The organism is Kosakonia oryziphila, assembly GCF_900094795.1.
Taxonomy (GTDB): domain Bacteria; phylum Pseudomonadota; class Gammaproteobacteria; order Enterobacterales; family Enterobacteriaceae; genus Kosakonia; species Kosakonia oryziphila.
In genome coordinates, this window is the sequence record NZ_FMBC01000042.1 from 13,659 (window position 1) to 28,071 (window position 14,413).

Annotated in this window: 15 protein-coding genes; 9 read left to right on the plus strand and 6 right to left on the minus strand. The window is 54.5% G+C overall.

Translation table 11 applies throughout. The features are described from left to right. Positions 1-4: 4 nt before the first annotated feature. Complete coding sequence (locus GA0061070_RS18090; protein ID WP_090137407.1) at positions 5-235, minus strand: DNA polymerase III subunit theta; 231 nt, start codon at positions 233-235, stop codon at positions 5-7. Positions 236-372: 137 nt separating this feature from the next. Between GA0061070_RS18090 and yobA the strand changes: the two genes are divergently transcribed. From yobA to blc, 4 genes are all read left to right on the plus strand, one after another. Then, positions 373-747 (plus strand): CopC domain-containing protein YobA, encoded by a 375-nt coding sequence (gene yobA / locus GA0061070_RS18095; RefSeq protein WP_090137408.1) that lies wholly within the window; start codon positions 373-375, stop codon positions 745-747. Positions 748-750: 3 nt separating this feature from the next. After that, positions 751-1,620, plus strand: coding sequence for a copper homeostasis membrane protein CopD (gene copD, locus GA0061070_RS18100; protein WP_090137409.1), 870 nt, complete (start codon positions 751-753; stop codon positions 1,618-1,620). Between the two features lie 18 nt (positions 1,621-1,638). Continuing rightward, positions 1,639-1,977, plus strand: a complete 339-nt coding sequence (locus GA0061070_RS18105; protein WP_090137410.1) for a YebY family protein — start codon at positions 1,639-1,641, stop codon at positions 1,975-1,977. 492 nt (positions 1,978-2,469) lie between these two features. Then, the gene (blc, locus tag GA0061070_RS18110; protein ID WP_090137411.1) at positions 2,470-3,000 is read left to right on the plus strand and encodes an outer membrane lipoprotein Blc; all 531 of its coding nucleotides are present in this window, start codon (positions 2,470-2,472) and stop codon (positions 2,998-3,000) included. A 96-nt stretch (positions 3,001-3,096) separates the two neighbouring features. Here blc and GA0061070_RS18115 read toward each other — a convergent pair whose 3' ends face one another. After that, positions 3,097-3,885: a MipA/OmpV family protein gene (locus GA0061070_RS18115; protein WP_090137432.1), complete on the minus strand. Its 789-nt coding sequence runs from the start codon at positions 3,883-3,885 to the stop codon at positions 3,097-3,099. Between the two features lie 124 nt (positions 3,886-4,009). On the opposite strand from GA0061070_RS18115, the gene GA0061070_RS18120 reads away from it, so the two are divergent. From GA0061070_RS18120 to GA0061070_RS18135, 4 genes are all read left to right on the plus strand, one after another. Further along, positions 4,010-4,705 carry a response regulator gene (locus GA0061070_RS18120; protein ID WP_090137412.1) on the plus strand — a complete coding sequence of 232 codons (696 nt, stop codon included), beginning with the start codon at positions 4,010-4,012 and terminating at the stop codon, positions 4,703-4,705. Continuing rightward, positions 4,702-5,880 carry a sensor histidine kinase gene (locus GA0061070_RS18125; RefSeq protein ID WP_090137413.1) on the plus strand — a complete coding sequence of 393 codons (1,179 nt, stop codon included), beginning with the start codon at positions 4,702-4,704 and terminating at the stop codon, positions 5,878-5,880. Before GA0061070_RS18120 ends, GA0061070_RS18125 begins: the two co-directional genes overlap by 4 nt. Before the next feature lie 93 nt (positions 5,881-5,973). Next, positions 5,974-7,128 (plus strand): efflux RND transporter periplasmic adaptor subunit, encoded by a 1,155-nt coding sequence (locus GA0061070_RS18130; protein WP_090137414.1) that lies wholly within the window; start codon positions 5,974-5,976, stop codon positions 7,126-7,128. Continuing rightward, positions 7,125-10,214 (plus strand): efflux RND transporter permease subunit, encoded by a 3,090-nt coding sequence (locus GA0061070_RS18135; RefSeq protein ID WP_090137415.1) that lies wholly within the window; start codon positions 7,125-7,127, stop codon positions 10,212-10,214. The genes GA0061070_RS18130 and GA0061070_RS18135 overlap by 4 nt, the downstream gene beginning before the upstream one ends. Positions 10,215-10,480: 266 nt before the next feature. On the opposite strand, the gene GA0061070_RS18140 is transcribed toward GA0061070_RS18135, so the two are convergent. Further along, positions 10,481-11,428 (minus strand): VirK/YbjX family protein, encoded by a 948-nt coding sequence (locus GA0061070_RS18140; RefSeq protein WP_090137416.1) that lies wholly within the window; start codon positions 11,426-11,428, stop codon positions 10,481-10,483. Between the two features lie 179 nt (positions 11,429-11,607). Between GA0061070_RS18140 and pphA the strand changes: the two genes are divergently transcribed. Next, on the plus strand, positions 11,608-12,252 hold the full coding sequence (pphA, locus tag GA0061070_RS18145; protein ID WP_090137417.1) for a protein-serine/threonine phosphatase: 645 nt from the start codon (positions 11,608-11,610) through the stop codon (positions 12,250-12,252). On the opposite strand, the gene GA0061070_RS18150 is transcribed toward pphA, so the two are convergent. The 3 genes from GA0061070_RS18150 to rsmF all read right to left on the minus strand — a co-directional run bounded on the left by GA0061070_RS18150 (position 12,253) and on the right by rsmF (position 14,350). Further along, entirely contained in the window at positions 12,253-12,444 is a 192-nt protein-coding gene (locus GA0061070_RS18150) for a YdfD/YebW family protein (RefSeq protein ID WP_090123707.1), read from the minus strand. 113 nt (positions 12,445-12,557) lie between these two features. Next, entirely contained in the window at positions 12,558-12,797 is a 240-nt protein-coding gene (locus GA0061070_RS18155; RefSeq protein ID WP_090137418.1) for a YebV family protein, read from the minus strand. A gap of 113 nt (positions 12,798-12,910) precedes the next feature. Then, positions 12,911-14,350 carry a 16S rRNA (cytosine(1407)-C(5))-methyltransferase RsmF gene (gene rsmF, locus GA0061070_RS18160; protein WP_208598186.1) on the minus strand — a complete coding sequence of 480 codons (1,440 nt, stop codon included), beginning with the start codon at positions 14,348-14,350 and terminating at the stop codon, positions 12,911-12,913. Positions 14,351-14,413: the final 63 nt, after the last annotated feature.

Sequence of the window (14,413 nt, forward strand, 5' to 3'; positions counted from 1 at the left end):
TCCGTTATTTGGCTTTAGGCTCATAAGGCAGGCGCGAAAGCGAAACGGAAGCCAGGCGATGAGCGATTAAACGCTCGCGAAACCAGTTACGCAGGTGCTCCGGCTGTTCACGCTCCACGGCTTCTGCTATCACCGGCATGTTGTAGCGTTCTTTAAAGGCAACGCCCGCGGCCGCAAGATCGACATTGACCTTGTCCATCTCTTTCTGTTCAAGCTGCGCAAGATTGGTAATCATGATTTTCTCCTGGGGTCACGCGGCAAAAGTTACTAAGCCTGCCGCAGAAAGACAAGTACGCTGGCAATGATACTCGACGCGAATATTGTACAGGGTTATTCTTTTTCCTAAATGTATACCAAAAAGGAATGAACTCTATGTCCATCTCTGCTTACGCACACTGGCGAACAGCGATGTTCATCGCCAGCCTTTTTACGGCACCAGTTGTGCTGGCACATGCGCACCTCAAGGGGCAATACCCGGCCGCCGATGCGGCGGTAACCGCTGCGCCACAGGCGCTAACGCTGGATTTTTCGGAAGGTATTGAACCGAAATTTAGTGGTATCTCGTTAATCGGTGTGCAGCAACAAATTATCAGAACCGGCGCGGTAAAACGCAATGAGAATGATAAAAAGCAGATGATCGTTCCGCTGGAGGAACCGTTGACGCCGGGCAATTATACCGTTAACTGGCACGTGGTTTCCGTTGATGGGCACAAAACCAGTGGTCAGTATCACTTTTCCGTGAAGTAACAAATGCTGGAAACCGCTTTTGTTGGATTGCGATTTGTGCATTTCGCTGCCCTGATGCTCTCGTTTGGCTGTGCACTGTTCAGCGCGTGGCTGGTTCCGCGCAGCCTGGAGCGTTTGATTACCCGCCGCTTTCTTCCCCTTCAGTGTAGATGTTTATGGCTAAGCGCCCTTAGCGCTATCCTGATGTTCGCTGTCCAGGGTGGTTTAATGGGGGATGGCTGGGGAGATGTCTGGCAACCCTCGACCTGGCTGGCGGTAGCAGCGACTGGTTTTGGCACGATCTGGGCGTGGCAAATCATCATTGCCCTCCTGACGCTGATAAGCGTATTCCTTCAGCCTCAACAACAGCGGCGTATCTTCGTGTTGCTGGTTATCCAGTTTTTGCTGGCAGCGGGAGTCGGGCACGCGGCAATGCGCGAAGGGGCGATGGGCGTTCTCCAGCGTGGCAATCATGCGCTGCATCTGCTTTGCGCGGCGATGTGGATCGGCGGATTGCTGCCGGTACTGTTTTGCATGCGTCTGGCTCATGGGCAGTCACGCCAGGCAGCCATCTCGGCCATGCTGCGTTTTTCCCACTATGGCCATTTTGCGGTTGCGGGCGTGCTGGCAACCGGAGTGGTCAACACGTTATTGATCGAAGGCGTAGAGCACCCCTGGCAAAATGACTGGGGGCGGATGCTGTTGCTGAAATGTGCGCTTGTGGCGCTGATGGTGGTAATTGCCCTTGTGAATCGGTATGTTCTGGTGCCGCGTCTGAACCCGCATTATGATGCTGCGCGACAGCGATTTATCGTCCTGACCTGGGCCGAATTGGGATTGGGCGCGCTGGTGCTTGCCACAGTGAGCCTTTTTGCGACATGGGAACCTTTTTGACTGAACCTGGCGGAAAGAATGAGAAAGAACTTATTAGGGCTATTAATGCTGACATGTTCAGGTGTGGCGCTCGCTGCACCGCAGGTGATCACCGTTAGCCGCTTTGAAATTGGCAAAGACAAATGGGCATTTGATCGTGAAGAGATCATGCTGACTTGCCGTCCCGGACATGCGCTTTATGCCATCAATCCCAGCACGCTGGTGCAATACCCGTTGAACGATGTGGCGGAAAAGCAGGTCGCCAGCGGCAAAGCCAGTGGGCAGCCGATCAGCATTATTCAGGTTAATGATCCAGCCAAACCCGGTGAAAAGATGAGCCTTTACCCGTTTATCGCCCGGGCAGAGAAACTTTGTTAACTGACTATGTTAATTAGCTGATATGCAATAAAAACACCGCAAGCTTGTCTGAGCAAGTCTTGCGGTTTTAGCATTTTTTTAACGTGACGCTGCGCGAATTTTTCTGACCACTTATGTCGCGGACTGGAAAAGCTGACGCCGTCATCTATTCTTAAAGTGCCAGGCGACTTAGCCTGCATTAATGCCAACTTTTAGCGCACGGCTCTCTCCCAAGAGCCATTTCCCTGGACCGAATACAGGAATCGTATTCGGTCTTTTTTTATATGCATGCGTCCATGGAATCTACCGGTTCACTCTAAAACATTCCATTCACCGGACTGATGCATATCGACAGAACGATAACATACTCTGCACTGCGAGCGTCCAGGTATTTTTTCGTCATAGTGATGTTTTATGACTGAGCATACGCTGAGCAGCATCACCCTGAAACACAATCTATGCTGAGCATTCGTTGTCCACGCACACTTGATGCAGCAGAGGAAAGGAACATACATGAAATTCTGGCCTGTTTTGACTGGCGTAGCGATTGCACTGGCGCTGGTGGCATGCAAGTCGCCCACTCCGCCGAAAGGCGTGCAGCCCGTTACTGGCTTTGATGCCAGTCGCTATCTTGGTAAATGGTACGAAATCGCACGCCTGGAAAACCGCTTCGAGCGCGGCCTGGAGCAGGTCACCGCGACCTATGGTCAGCGCCGAGACGGCGCAATCAGCGTGCTGAACCGGGGTTATGATCCGCAAAAGCAAAAATGGCGTGAGAGTGAAGGCAAAGCTCTGTTTACCGGGTCACCAACGACCGCCGCGCTGAAGGTCTCGTTCTTCGGTCCGTTTTATGGTGGCTATAACGTTATTGCTCTTGATGATAACTATCAGTACGCGCTGGTGAGTGGGCCAAATCGCGATTACTTGTGGATCCTCTCGCGTACGCCGACCATTCCGGATGCGGTGAAGCAAAATTATCTCGCGATTGCGCAGCGTTTGGGTTTCCAGGTCAACAAACTCAATTGGGTTGTGCAAAGCGACTAGTGCGGGGGACATGCTCTCCGGATGTCGCAGAAAATCCGGAGAGTGGCTTATGTCCGTAATGGTGCAGGTAAGGGCGCGTTTGCCTTTCTCAACCGACTAGAATGTATAAAGAAAGGCCAACTCGCCAGTACCTTCATTACGGCGCTGCACCAGTGGGCTGTCTGCGGCATGGTCGCTCAACCAGCGATCACCGACACTCATCATTACCCCCCAATGTTCATTAAATTGATGATCCCACATCAGCTCACTGTCCACCCCATAGAACCCCGCCTCTGTCGCATAGAGAGTGTACCTGCTACGCAGACTTTGCTCTCTGCTGACGCCATAAAAGGTATTCATGTAACGGCTATCGCCAAACAGCGCGACAGACTGAAAAACAAGGGTATTGCTGGTGGTTTGCAGTGGGATTAACGTCAGTGATGCCTGGTATTGCACACCCTGACTGTCGGTAAAGGGAAGGATGGTTTTGCCTTCAATGTTAAGCCAGGAGCTAATGCTCCAGCCGACAGCCATTGCCGTATTGAGAGTGGCATCAATGTTACCCATCCCTTTTAAATTGTTTGCTCCATCGCGCCAGCCCGAGTCGCTATCGGCACGTCCCAGCCCATAACCGAGCGTATGTTCGAAATAGAAACCGTTATCGGCCGGTAAGTCGTAGCCCAGCCCTTTTTCCGAATCAAAAAAGAGCGCATTCCAGCGTGCCTGTATCACAGGAACAATTTGCAGGCGTTGTTTGTCTGAGCCACTGTAGCGAGGGCCATATTGTCCCCCGATGCCAAGGGTAAACGCATTTGGCGCGGCAGTATCTTCATCAGCGTGAGCTGAAAATGTGAAGGCGGCCAGTAATGGGCTGCTCCTGTACAAGGCGGTTTTTATCGATATCATCACATCTCGCTTATTGGGGAACATTTTGTTCCGGCAGGGTTTTACCATCTTCTGGGTGTGGAAGATATCCGGCTCATATCAATAAACGGTCAGGAAAGTGTTAAGAAACGGTCAAGGTGAGCAAATGTTGTCCCGGAAAATTCTTGTGATCGAAGACGATGTCGATGCGGCAAACGTGCTGGAAGCCTACCTGCGTCGTGAAAATTATGATGTATCGTTGACCGTCGATGGCCTTAGCGGGCTTGAGCAGGCGCAACGCTGGAAGCCCGATCTTATCCTGCTGGATGTGATGTTGCCGGGAATGAATGGTACGGAAGTACTGGCGGCTCTGCGCCGCAAAAGCGACGTACCGGTGATTATGGTGACGGCGATGGGTGATACTCCTGATCGTATCGGAGCATTGCGTTACGGTGCGGATGATTATGTCGTGAAACCGTACCATCCCGGCGAAGTGGTGGCACGCGTTCAGGCGGTGCTGCGGCGCGCTGGCCGTACAGAAGCGCGTGAAGAGATCCTGCGCTGGCATCATCTGGAAGTGAACACTACCGCAATTACGGCGGCGGTCATACAGCCGGATAACAGCGAGCGTTTTCTCGAACTGACGCCAGCAGAGTTTTCGATTTTAACCACGTTGCTGCGCCATCCGACGCGGCCTTTCTCACGCCAGTTCCTGCTTGAGCAGTGCCTGCCGGAAAGCGAGGCGCTGGAAAGGGTCGTCGATACCCACGTTTATAATTTACGCAAAAAACTGGAAAGTGCGGGCGTAACGGGCGTTATAGCCAATGTGCGTGGGGTCGGTTACAGGTTCCGGCAGCCATGAAAAAATCGGTTCATCAGTCGCTCTGGCGTTGGATTTGCGAACGCATCCTCGCGCTGGCGATCGGCTCTGTCATCATTATCGCGGTATGTATGTGGTTGCGTTACGCCGTGCAGGATTTCTGGGTGCTACACCATATGCCAGCCCCGGTGCGCACCGAGTTTATTGCCCTGAAAGACAACCCGCAACTCAACCCGTCGCGCTTCCACGATATTGTCGATACATGGTGGGGGCTGAGCTATTCCACGCCCTCTATTGCCTCTGCGGACTGGATAATGGTCGCAGTATTGGTGCTGGTGATGATTCCCTTTATTGTCATTATGGGGCTTCGCTATGCGCGGCCATTGGCGCTGCAATTCAGCCGCTTGCGCGATGCAGCCGACGAAGTCACTCATGGGCAGTTTGGCAGCCAGGCGGAGCTGGTAAAAGAAGCGCCTGAAGAAATGGTGCGATTTGCCAGCGACTTTAACAGCATGACGCGCCAACTGGCGAGGTATGAGCGCGAGCTTCGGGCTTCGCATGTGGCAATGGCACATGAACTGCGTTCGCCCCTGACGGCCGCTATTGGTCGTTTGCAGGGCATGCTGGATGGGGTGTTTGAACCCAGCGAAGCGCAACTGGGAATGGTCATGAAGCAGTTGCAGTATCTTAGCCGGCTGACAGATGAACTCCACCTACTATCACTGGCTGATGCGGGGCAGCTTACGCTTACGCTTCAGCCAGTGTCTCTGGCGGAACTGTTAAATGAGCGCGCGGCATGGCTGAAACCGCTGGCTGATAGTGCCGGTCTGACAATTACCGTTACCGCCAGTGCGCCTTCGATGTTCATCGGCGACGCATTCCGCCTGGGGCAGATTTTTACCGTCTTGATGGAAAATGCACTGCGCTATGGGCGGCGGGACGGCCATTTATCCATCATTCTTCAACAACAGAATAACCTCTACCTGATTGATTTTGAGGATGACGGACCGGGTGTGGCAGCGGATTTTCTGCCGCTTATGTTTGAGCGCTTTACCCGCGCAGAAACGTCGCGAGCGCGACATTCCGGCGGCAGCGGCCTTGGGCTCTCCATTGCTCGCGCCATCTGCCATGCACATGGCGGTAGCATCAGCGCTTCATTACCGGAAAAGGGCGGTCTGAAAGTTAGCATCCTGCTTCCCACAGATGCGGCGGGATAATTCACATACTCTTGATGGATTCTTGACAAAAACTGGAGCGAATCTCGACGCAAGCCGGATTTAATGACGCCATTACCGATTCGGAGTGGCGTTATGTCAGAACAGTTTTGCGATTATCTGCGTCAGAGCCTGCATCACCTTTTCACTACTGCGCGCACGATTTCCCTCTTTTCTCTGCTTCCGCTACTGCTTCTCGCAGCGGTTCTGCCGCTGTTGACAGGGTGCGGAGATAAACATAATGAAAAACCCGCGCCGCCAAGGCCCGTTCGTTATCAGGTTATCGGTACGGCATCCGCACATCCGGTAACAGTGCGCACAGGGGAGATCCGCGCCCATGATGAAACGGCGTTGGCTTTTCGCCTCGACGGACGAATGGTCAACCGCCTGGTTGATATTGGCGAGCGGGTGCATGCCGGGCAGGTGCTTGCCGCAATTGAAAGCGAGACAGGAAAAAACCAACTGACCAGCGCCACCGCCGATGTGGAAAGCGCCCGAGCCGCCGAACGCGTTGCGGCACTTAATCTGAGCCGGATGCAAAAGCTCATGCCTTCCGGGGCCATCGCCCGCACTCAGCTTGATAGCGCTCGCGCCGACTGGCAGGCGGCGGCATCCCGCCTGAAAAGTAGTATCGCCGCAATGCATACCGCGCAGGAGAACCTGACCTGGACCCAACTGACAGCGCCTGCCGAGGGGATCATCACTCACGTCAGCGCCTCGGCGGGGCAGGTGGTCAGCGCAGGGCAGACGATTTTCACGCTGGCTACCAGCGATGCACGCGATGTAGTTTTTGATATTGCCGATCCGCAGCGTTTGCCTGTGCCATCGTCAAACGCACTGCAGTTTCCCGTGGCCTTGCTGACAAATCCGTCCATCCGGGCCAGCGGAAAATTGCGTGACATTAGCCCGCAGGCCGATCCGCAGACCCGCACCTGGCAGGTCAGGGTGACGTTAGAGGCTCCGCCTGCGGCGATGGCGCTGGGCGCCAGCGCGAGTGTTGAGATATCGTCAGCGATGCCGGGCGGCTATACGGTACCTGTATCAGCGCTCAGCCGCCTTGGTGATCAACCTGCGGTGTTTATTATAGACGGTCATGGACAGGCACAATTACGCGCGGTCACGCTGGCCGGATACTCTGCAACATCCGCCGTGATAGCTTCAGGCGTGGGCGTCGGCGACAAAGTCATCACCGCAGGCGTAAGCAAACTGCGCGCTGGTGAACCGGTAATTGCCGGGGAGTTGCAGCCATGAGGCCTGTTGAACCGCGCTTTAATCTTTCTGCCTGGGCGCTGGAACATCAGCAACTGGTAAGCTTTTTTATGCTGCTTATTATCGCGACCGGTGTGCTGTGTTACGAAAACTTACCGCGTAATGAAGATCCGGCCTTTACAATCAAAACGGCGGTGGTCTCTGCCCAGTGGCCCGGTGCCACGGTTGCCGATACAACACGACTTGTTACCGATGTGCTGGAGAAGAAACTCCAGGAGATCCCGCGTCTCGATTATATCAAAAGCGAAACCCGGGCCGGCAGCGCAGTTATCTATGTCAATCTACGCGACGATACGCCGCCGCGGCAGGTGCCGGACATCTGGTATCAGATCCGCAAAAAAATGCAGGATATTACCCCTTCGCTGCCTCAGGGCGTGCAAGGCCCGGCGGTGAATGATGAGTTTGATGACACCTTTGGCACAATTTATGGCTTCACGGCGGAGGGTTATAGTGCGCGTGAACTGCGCGATCACGTGGAGGAGATCTGCCGCAGCCTGATGTCGCTTCCGGACATGGGCAAAATGACCCTGCTGGGTGAACAGCAGGAGCAGATAGTGATTGCCTTTTCGCCCCGGCAACTGGCGGGGATGAGGCTAGATATCCAGCAGGTGAGCGATGCGTTAGCCGCGCAAAATGCCGTCGAACCGGCCGGGACTCTTCGTACTGGCAAAGATATTGTCGCGCTGCGCGTCAGCGGTGCGCTGACCAGCGAGGAGAGTCTACGGGCGGTCACTCTGCATATCAATGACCGCTATATTCCGCTGACCGATATTGCTACTGTGAGCCGCCAGATTGCCGAGCCGCCTGCGCCAGTGTTTCGCGTCAACGGCCAGCCAGCGATCGGATTGGCCATTTCAATGGCCGCCACCGGCAATATGTTGCATTTCGGTCAGGCATTGAACGCAAGAATGGCAGAGGTTAAAACGCAACTGCCCCATGGCATTGAGATGGTGAAGGTGGCAGACCAGTCGGAGGTGGTGAGCGACGCGGTCAGCGGCTTTGTGCGGGTGCTTGTTGAGGCCGTGCTGATTGTGCTTGCAGTCTCATTTGTTTCGCTGGGGATTCGCGCGGGGCTGGTGGTTGCCGCCGCAATACCGTTAGTACTGGCGATGACCTTTGCCGGGATGATGCTGGCCGGAATTGGGTTGCAGCGCATTTCTCTGGGGGCGCTGATTATTGCGCTGGGATTGCTGGTGGATGACGCGATGATCACCGTCGAAACCATGGTTTCCCGACTGGAAGCTGGTGAGTCGCGCAAAAGCGCCGCTACCTATGCATTCAAAACCACGGCGTTTCCTATGCTCACCGGAACGCTGGTGATGATCGCTGGTTTTATCCCCGTTGGCTTTGCCGCCAGCAGCGCCGGAGAATACTGCTTTTCCCTGTTTGCGGTAGTGTTGATTGCCTTACTCTGCTCCTGGGTAGTCGCTATACTCTTTTCACCGTTGACAGGTGCCTGGTTGCTGCCAGCCCAAATCAATGGGCGCAATCGCGGCGCGGGGCGGTTGGCGCGTGCATATCGGGTTTTGTTGGTGTGTGTGCTACGTCACCGTTTATCGACCTTGATGATTGCCGTTGCCGCACTGGTGCTGGCGGGGATCGGTACACGCTGGATGCAGGGAGAATTTTTCCCGGCCTCGGATCGTCCGGAGTTGTTGGTCAGCCTGGCTCTGCCGGCAAATGCCCCTCAGTCTGAAACAGAGCGGCAGGCGGAGCGTCTGGAAAAAGCGCTCAAGGGTAATGCGGATATTGATCACTACACCACGTATGTCGGTTCCGGCGCGGTGCGTTTTTATCTGCCGATGGATGTGCTGCTGGATAATGAAAATACCGCGCAACTGGTGGTAGTGGCGAAAAATATGACGGCGAGGGAGCGTCTGCACAAGCAACTGACGACGCTGCTTGCCAACCAGTTCGCCGATCTGACAACCCGAGTTTCACCGCTCGAGTTAGGGCCGCCCGTTGGCTGGCCGGTAAAATACCGGGTGAGCGGGCCGAATTATGCACAGGTACAACGGGTTGCGCATCGTCTGGCAGCAGAAATAGGCACGTCATCACTGACTCGCGAAGTGAATCTGACCGCCGGCGAGCCGGAGAGAATGATTGCGCTTCAGGTCAACCAGACGGCAGCGCGGGCGGCAGGAGTTTCCTCAGAAAGCATCGCGCAGATGCTGAATACCGTCTGGTCCGGCAGCACGGTGACCACGGTGCGTGATAACGATCGTCTGGTCGGGGTTGTGTTGCGCGGCAATGATCGCGAACGGCTGGATTTTGGCACGCTGTCGACGTTGATGTTACCTACCGCAAAGGGCACAAAAATTCCACTGAGCGAAGTCGCTACGTTAGCCTGGGGGGTGGACGATCCGGTTATCTGGCGTCGCCAGCGCCTGCCCGTTATCACGGTTCAGACTGATCTGGCGCCCGGCGTGCGTGCTGAAAGCGTGTCGGCTGGCCTGCGTCCAACAGTGGATAAACTGCGTGCGCAATTGCCTGCCGGGTACCGAATCGAAGAAGGCGGGACGGCGGCTGAATCCGATAAAGGGAACCGTTCGGTGTATGCGGTGCTGCCGGTAACGTTTATCGTCATGCTGACGTTGTTAATGCTTCAGTTGCAGCGTTTTTCCCGCATGCTGCTTGCGTTGCTGATGGCCCCTTTTGCGCTGCCGGGGATTGTTCTGGCGATGTTGCCGACGGGAACTCCGATGGGTTTTGTAGCATTGCTGGGGGTGATTGCGCTGGCGGGGATGATTATTCGCAACGCGGTAATTTTGATCAGCGAAGTGGATAGCAATCTGGCACAGGGGATGGCCACAAACGAAGCCATTGTGGCGGCAACAGAGCATCGGGCTCGCCCCATAATGTTGACCGCTTGCGCCGCTATCCTCGGGATGATCCCTATCTCGCATCAGGTGTTCTGGGGGCCGATGGCCTACGCGATTATTGGCGGGCTGATTATGGCCACGCTGGTCACGCTGACCGTGTTACCCGCCGCCTTCAGCCTGCTTCTGGGGTGTGGCGGAACGCCGCCATTAGCCCATTCAGGCTATCAGAGAAAATCTGGCCGATAACTAAAAACCGGCGTATACCGGAAGTGGGGCGGGTGAAAGCAGAGACGGTCTCTCTTTGCCCGCTGGCCGACTCCCATTCAACCGCGCGGCCGTGAGCCTGACTCCAGGCGAAAAAAATCAATCAACAAGCGCATTGCCGGTGTCATAAAAGTGTTGCACGATAGTTAAAAAAAACGGGTGAGCACATCTTGCGCAGCTATTATTCAGCAATGATGTTTTGCTTGTAAAAAAATAAACGGGCATGGTAATCCATAGCCCGTTGATATTTATTTGAGCGCTAATAAATGCATCTTTTCCGTCACATCATCCAGTAATTCAAAACGACGGCGATATTCTGCACGTTTTTTACTGGCGATGCTTTCCAGCGACTTCCGCGAAAAAGTTAGCGGCAAACGCCAGCGCCAGGCATTATCTTTTACCCCTTCAATAGAGGCCCAAAATTCATCATAGCTGGCATGGAAATGTCGCCCCTTGCTCAGGCGATAACGTAGCGCGCGGAAGACATGCCCGTTATCACTTACGCCATAGATTGCTGAAACGCCGGTCAGCGTGGCGAGCTGGCTCAGTACTTCAAGGGCGATTTTTTTCGGGAATACGCCGTGGCAGGCGCGGGTCGCCAGTTTAATCACCTCGTGGCTGACCTCTTTGCGCGGGCCTTGCAGACCGCCAATGACCAGAATTTGCTGCCCCTTTTCGCTGATAACGCTGAACGTTGCGCTGGCCAACAACGTATTGTCGCCATCGAACAACCAGAGTGTGCTTTCCCCTTCGCGCTCCGCTTTGCTGGCGTTAGAAGCATATACCGTGAAATGCGTATCATCTTTCCCCATAAATTCAAGGATCTGCGTGGGTTCAGTCGCACTGAGGGCGGCAGCCAGTTGTGGCGGCACGTTATTATCAAGCCAGTGGTAGTGGTTGATAATGGCATCAGCGCGCTGCGAGGCATGTAAACCGCGCGTCAGATACTGACGGTGCGATTTACTCGGCAGTGTGATTTGGGTCGCCAGCAGTTGGTCGAAATCCGGGCGGCGGGAAAGCGCATTAAGCATGCGGTTAGTTGCGGACCAGAACAGTAGCGAACGTAGCAGAAACTTAAGGCGATACTCGCGCTTTTTCCAGATGGGGCCTGGTACAAGGCGGCCACTCACCAAATCGCTAATAATGTGTGCATTATTATTTTGTTTAAGTTCTGTTGGATGACTAATATTCGACACGGTAAGTGGCCTCTAAATAATGTATTAACATTTTAGAGGTATGGAAAATACAAATTAATAGGCCCCTTTTTTTTATTTCGCTTTCATTTAACCTTTATTTAAGTAACGAGCTGTATGCAATTGTTACGCCATCTGTCAAGGATTTTCCTATACTCAAAAAAAGCGGGGGGGGGGGAATCATGTATCAACGTCTTGATGGAGAGTGCTGGCGGCATATCTGGTTGGTTGGCGATCTGCACGGTTGCCACCAGCGCCTAATGCAGGCGTTGCGCGAGCGCCATTTTGATCCCTATCAGGATCTGCTGGTGTGTGTGGGGGATTTAATCGATCGCGGGCCGGATAGTCTTCGCTGCCTGGCACTGCTCAAAAAGCACTGGTTTAAGACCGTGCGTGGTAATCATGAGCAGATGGCGATTGACGCCCTGCGTTTTGGCGATATGGCGATGTGGCAACTTAATGGCGGTAGCTGGTTTAGCGCCCTCAACGAAGCTGAACAGCAAGAAGCGCTGGCAGCGCTGCGCACCTGCGCTGAATTACCTTATATTCTGGAACTACGTTGCGGCGGCGCGGTGAACGTCATCGCGCATGCGGATTACCCGGCTGAAGAATACCAGTGGGAGCAAGCCGTGGACGGCGAATCGGTACTGTGGCGCCGCGACAGGCTCAACCAGTGGTTGGCAGGAAAAGGGCAGCGTATTGCGGGGGCCGATCATTTCTGGTTTGGTCATACGCCGCTGAAAGCGCGCGTTGACAGACAAAACCAACACTACATCGATACCGGTGCCGTCTTCGGCGGTGAGTTAACGCTGGTGCAGTTACAGTAGCTAAAAATCGCTGAATTCATTGGCCGGGTGCCAGAAACCATCAATAAACTCTTCGATGGGAAAACAACCGCCATAGCGTATGCGTTGATTGTCCATGGCGACAAGACACTGCTGCTCCGTATTAAACACATCGACTACGATGTCGTCACATCCACCGTCCAGGTAGCAAACGAATAAGACCAGCGCGAACATTTCATCCCTCGGTTCTGTACTCTGTACAACGTAACGCTAAGTGTAGGGGATTAATTCAGGCAGGGGAAATCAGGCGAGTAAATAACCCGTCTTATGGACGGGTTTCCATTGGATCAGGCAAGGCGCATAACCCAGGTGTCAGATTGTTGATCGTAGTGCTCGCGATAAAGAACCGAATGTTCGCCGTTAAGGAGCGCGGGAATGCTGGTGTCCGCGTCCCAGGCATCAAGCTGCATACATAAATCCGGATCGGAACTACAGGGGATATGTAACGTTCGCTCCCCCTGATTTTCTCCCTGCAACTCGGCATCATCAATTTCGAATGTGCCAATGCGCACGCTGGCTTTCGTCATAATGCTCTCCGTGAACGTTGAAATGTGGTACGACCAGTATGACCGCCCAAATTTCAGCCTGGTACAACATGGAGAAAGTTGCCAGTCAGAAGGTGCGATTTTTTTGTGCGCCGTCACGCATTGCTGGCAAACAATCTGCCATCACGTACCAGTTCACGCGGATAACTGTTCTTCAGCCGCGATCCCACCTTTTTCGCCAGACCCAGCGGTTGTCCCTGGAAAGTGACAATGACATCGTCACGCGCTGGCACTGTTTGCGGGTAAATATCGCGTCCGCGATACCACTCCTCCGCCTCGGCCAGTGTCAGGGAAAACGCCAGTGGATTATCCTGACCCGCCAGCGCAATCACTGCTTCATGCTGCCAGCGATACCCTTTGTTGTGCGTTTCCGCCAGACGCAGGCCAATACGCGAGAAGCGGACTTTGCCGATTAATGGCTCAATTTCGGTCGGAAACAGCCACAGCTCTTTATCGCGCTGCCACAGGCGCAGGCTGTCGTCCCAACGTAAGCCGATGGCGGCGGCGGCCGTTGCAACCTGTGCCGCTTCTTTTGCTTTGAGCGGCGTGAAGGGGAAGTTACCCACTTTGTAAGTCGGCGCAGGTAAAGCCTCGACCGCCGCTGTTTTACGCAGACGAGCGACAAAAAAACCTTCGCAGTCGTAAAGTTGCGGGAATACGTGCAGAAAACCTTCCGTTGTTAAAGCGCGAGCGGCATCGGCAAACAGCCCATTCAGCGGCAGGAATTCGACAGCGTCCGGGTACTGCTCCCGCAACCAGTGGCAGATGGCTTCATTTTCGTCGCGGTTGAGCGTGCAGGTAGAATAGACCAGTGTGCCGCCGGGGCGCAGCGCATGAAAAACGCTATCGATCAGTTCACGCTGCGTAGCCGCAATTTCCAGATTGCTGGCTACGGACCAGTTTTTCAGCGCATCTGCATCTTTACGCACCACACCTTCGCCGGAACAGGGTGCATCAAGCAGAATAGCATCGAACATCTCCGGTAATGCCTGGCCAAATACGCGACCATCAAAGTGGGTCAGGGCCACATTGCGGATGCCATTGCGGCTAATATTCGCATGCAACACTTTGACGCGGCTGGCGGAAAATTCGTTGGCAAGAATGGCGCCGGAATTATTCATCCGCGCGGCGATCTGCGTGGTTTTGGAACCCGGGGCGGCGGCTACATCCATCACGCGCTGCGGCATTTCACCATCGGCAAACAGCGCGGCAACCGGCAGCATTGAACTGGCTTCCTGAATATAAAACATCCCACTCAGGTGCTCAGCGGTACTGCCCAGCGGCAGTGCTTCTTCATCATCACGCTCGATCCAGAACCCTTCCTCGCACCACGGTACTGGTGTTAGTTGCCAGCCATAAGGGGCGACAAGGGTGAGAAAATCGGCGACGGAAATTTTCAGCGTGTTGACGCGAATGCTGCGGCGTAGCGGGCGCTGGCAGGCAGCGATAAACTCATCGAAAGAGAGATGTTCCGGCATTGCCAGGCGCATTTGCGCGAGGAATTCTTCAGGGAGGTAGACAGCGTTTTGAGCCACGGAGCGCACCACAAGGAGAAAAACAGGCGCGCAGTGTAGCATAAAGGCTCCGGCGCAAACACG

Excerpts from the sequence above, each read along its gene's own strand:
- copD (WP_090137409.1), top strand. The coding sequence starts at position 751 with ATGCTGGAAACCGCTTTTGTTGGATTGCGATTTGTGCATTTCGCTGCC.
- pphA (WP_090137417.1), top strand. The coding sequence starts at position 11,608 with ATGTATCAACGTCTTGATGGAGAGTGCTGGCGGCATATCTGGTTGGTT.
- GA0061070_RS18155 (WP_090137418.1), bottom strand. The coding sequence starts at position 12,797 with ATGACGAAAGCCAGCGTGCGCATTGGCACATTCGAAATTGATGATGCC.
- GA0061070_RS18130 (WP_090137414.1), top strand. The coding sequence starts at position 5,974 with ATGTCAGAACAGTTTTGCGATTATCTGCGTCAGAGCCTGCATCACCTT.
- blc (WP_090137411.1), top strand. The coding sequence starts at position 2,470 with ATGAAATTCTGGCCTGTTTTGACTGGCGTAGCGATTGCACTGGCGCTG.
- yobA (WP_090137408.1), top strand. The coding sequence starts at position 373 with ATGTCCATCTCTGCTTACGCACACTGGCGAACAGCGATGTTCATCGCC.
- GA0061070_RS18090 (WP_090137407.1), bottom strand. The coding sequence starts at position 235 with ATGATTACCAATCTTGCGCAGCTTGAACAGAAAGAGATGGACAAGGTC.
- GA0061070_RS18120 (WP_090137412.1), top strand. The coding sequence starts at position 4,010 with ATGTTGTCCCGGAAAATTCTTGTGATCGAAGACGATGTCGATGCGGCA.
- GA0061070_RS18105 (WP_090137410.1), top strand. The coding sequence starts at position 1,639 with ATGAGAAAGAACTTATTAGGGCTATTAATGCTGACATGTTCAGGTGTG.
- GA0061070_RS18125 (WP_090137413.1), top strand. The coding sequence starts at position 4,702 with ATGAAAAAATCGGTTCATCAGTCGCTCTGGCGTTGGATTTGCGAACGC.
- GA0061070_RS18115 (WP_090137432.1), bottom strand. The coding sequence starts at position 3,885 with ATGATATCGATAAAAACCGCCTTGTACAGGAGCAGCCCATTACTGGCC.
- GA0061070_RS18135 (WP_090137415.1), top strand. The coding sequence starts at position 7,125 with ATGAGGCCTGTTGAACCGCGCTTTAATCTTTCTGCCTGGGCGCTGGAA.
- GA0061070_RS18150 (WP_090123707.1), bottom strand. The coding sequence starts at position 12,444 with ATGTTCGCGCTGGTCTTATTCGTTTGCTACCTGGACGGTGGATGTGAC.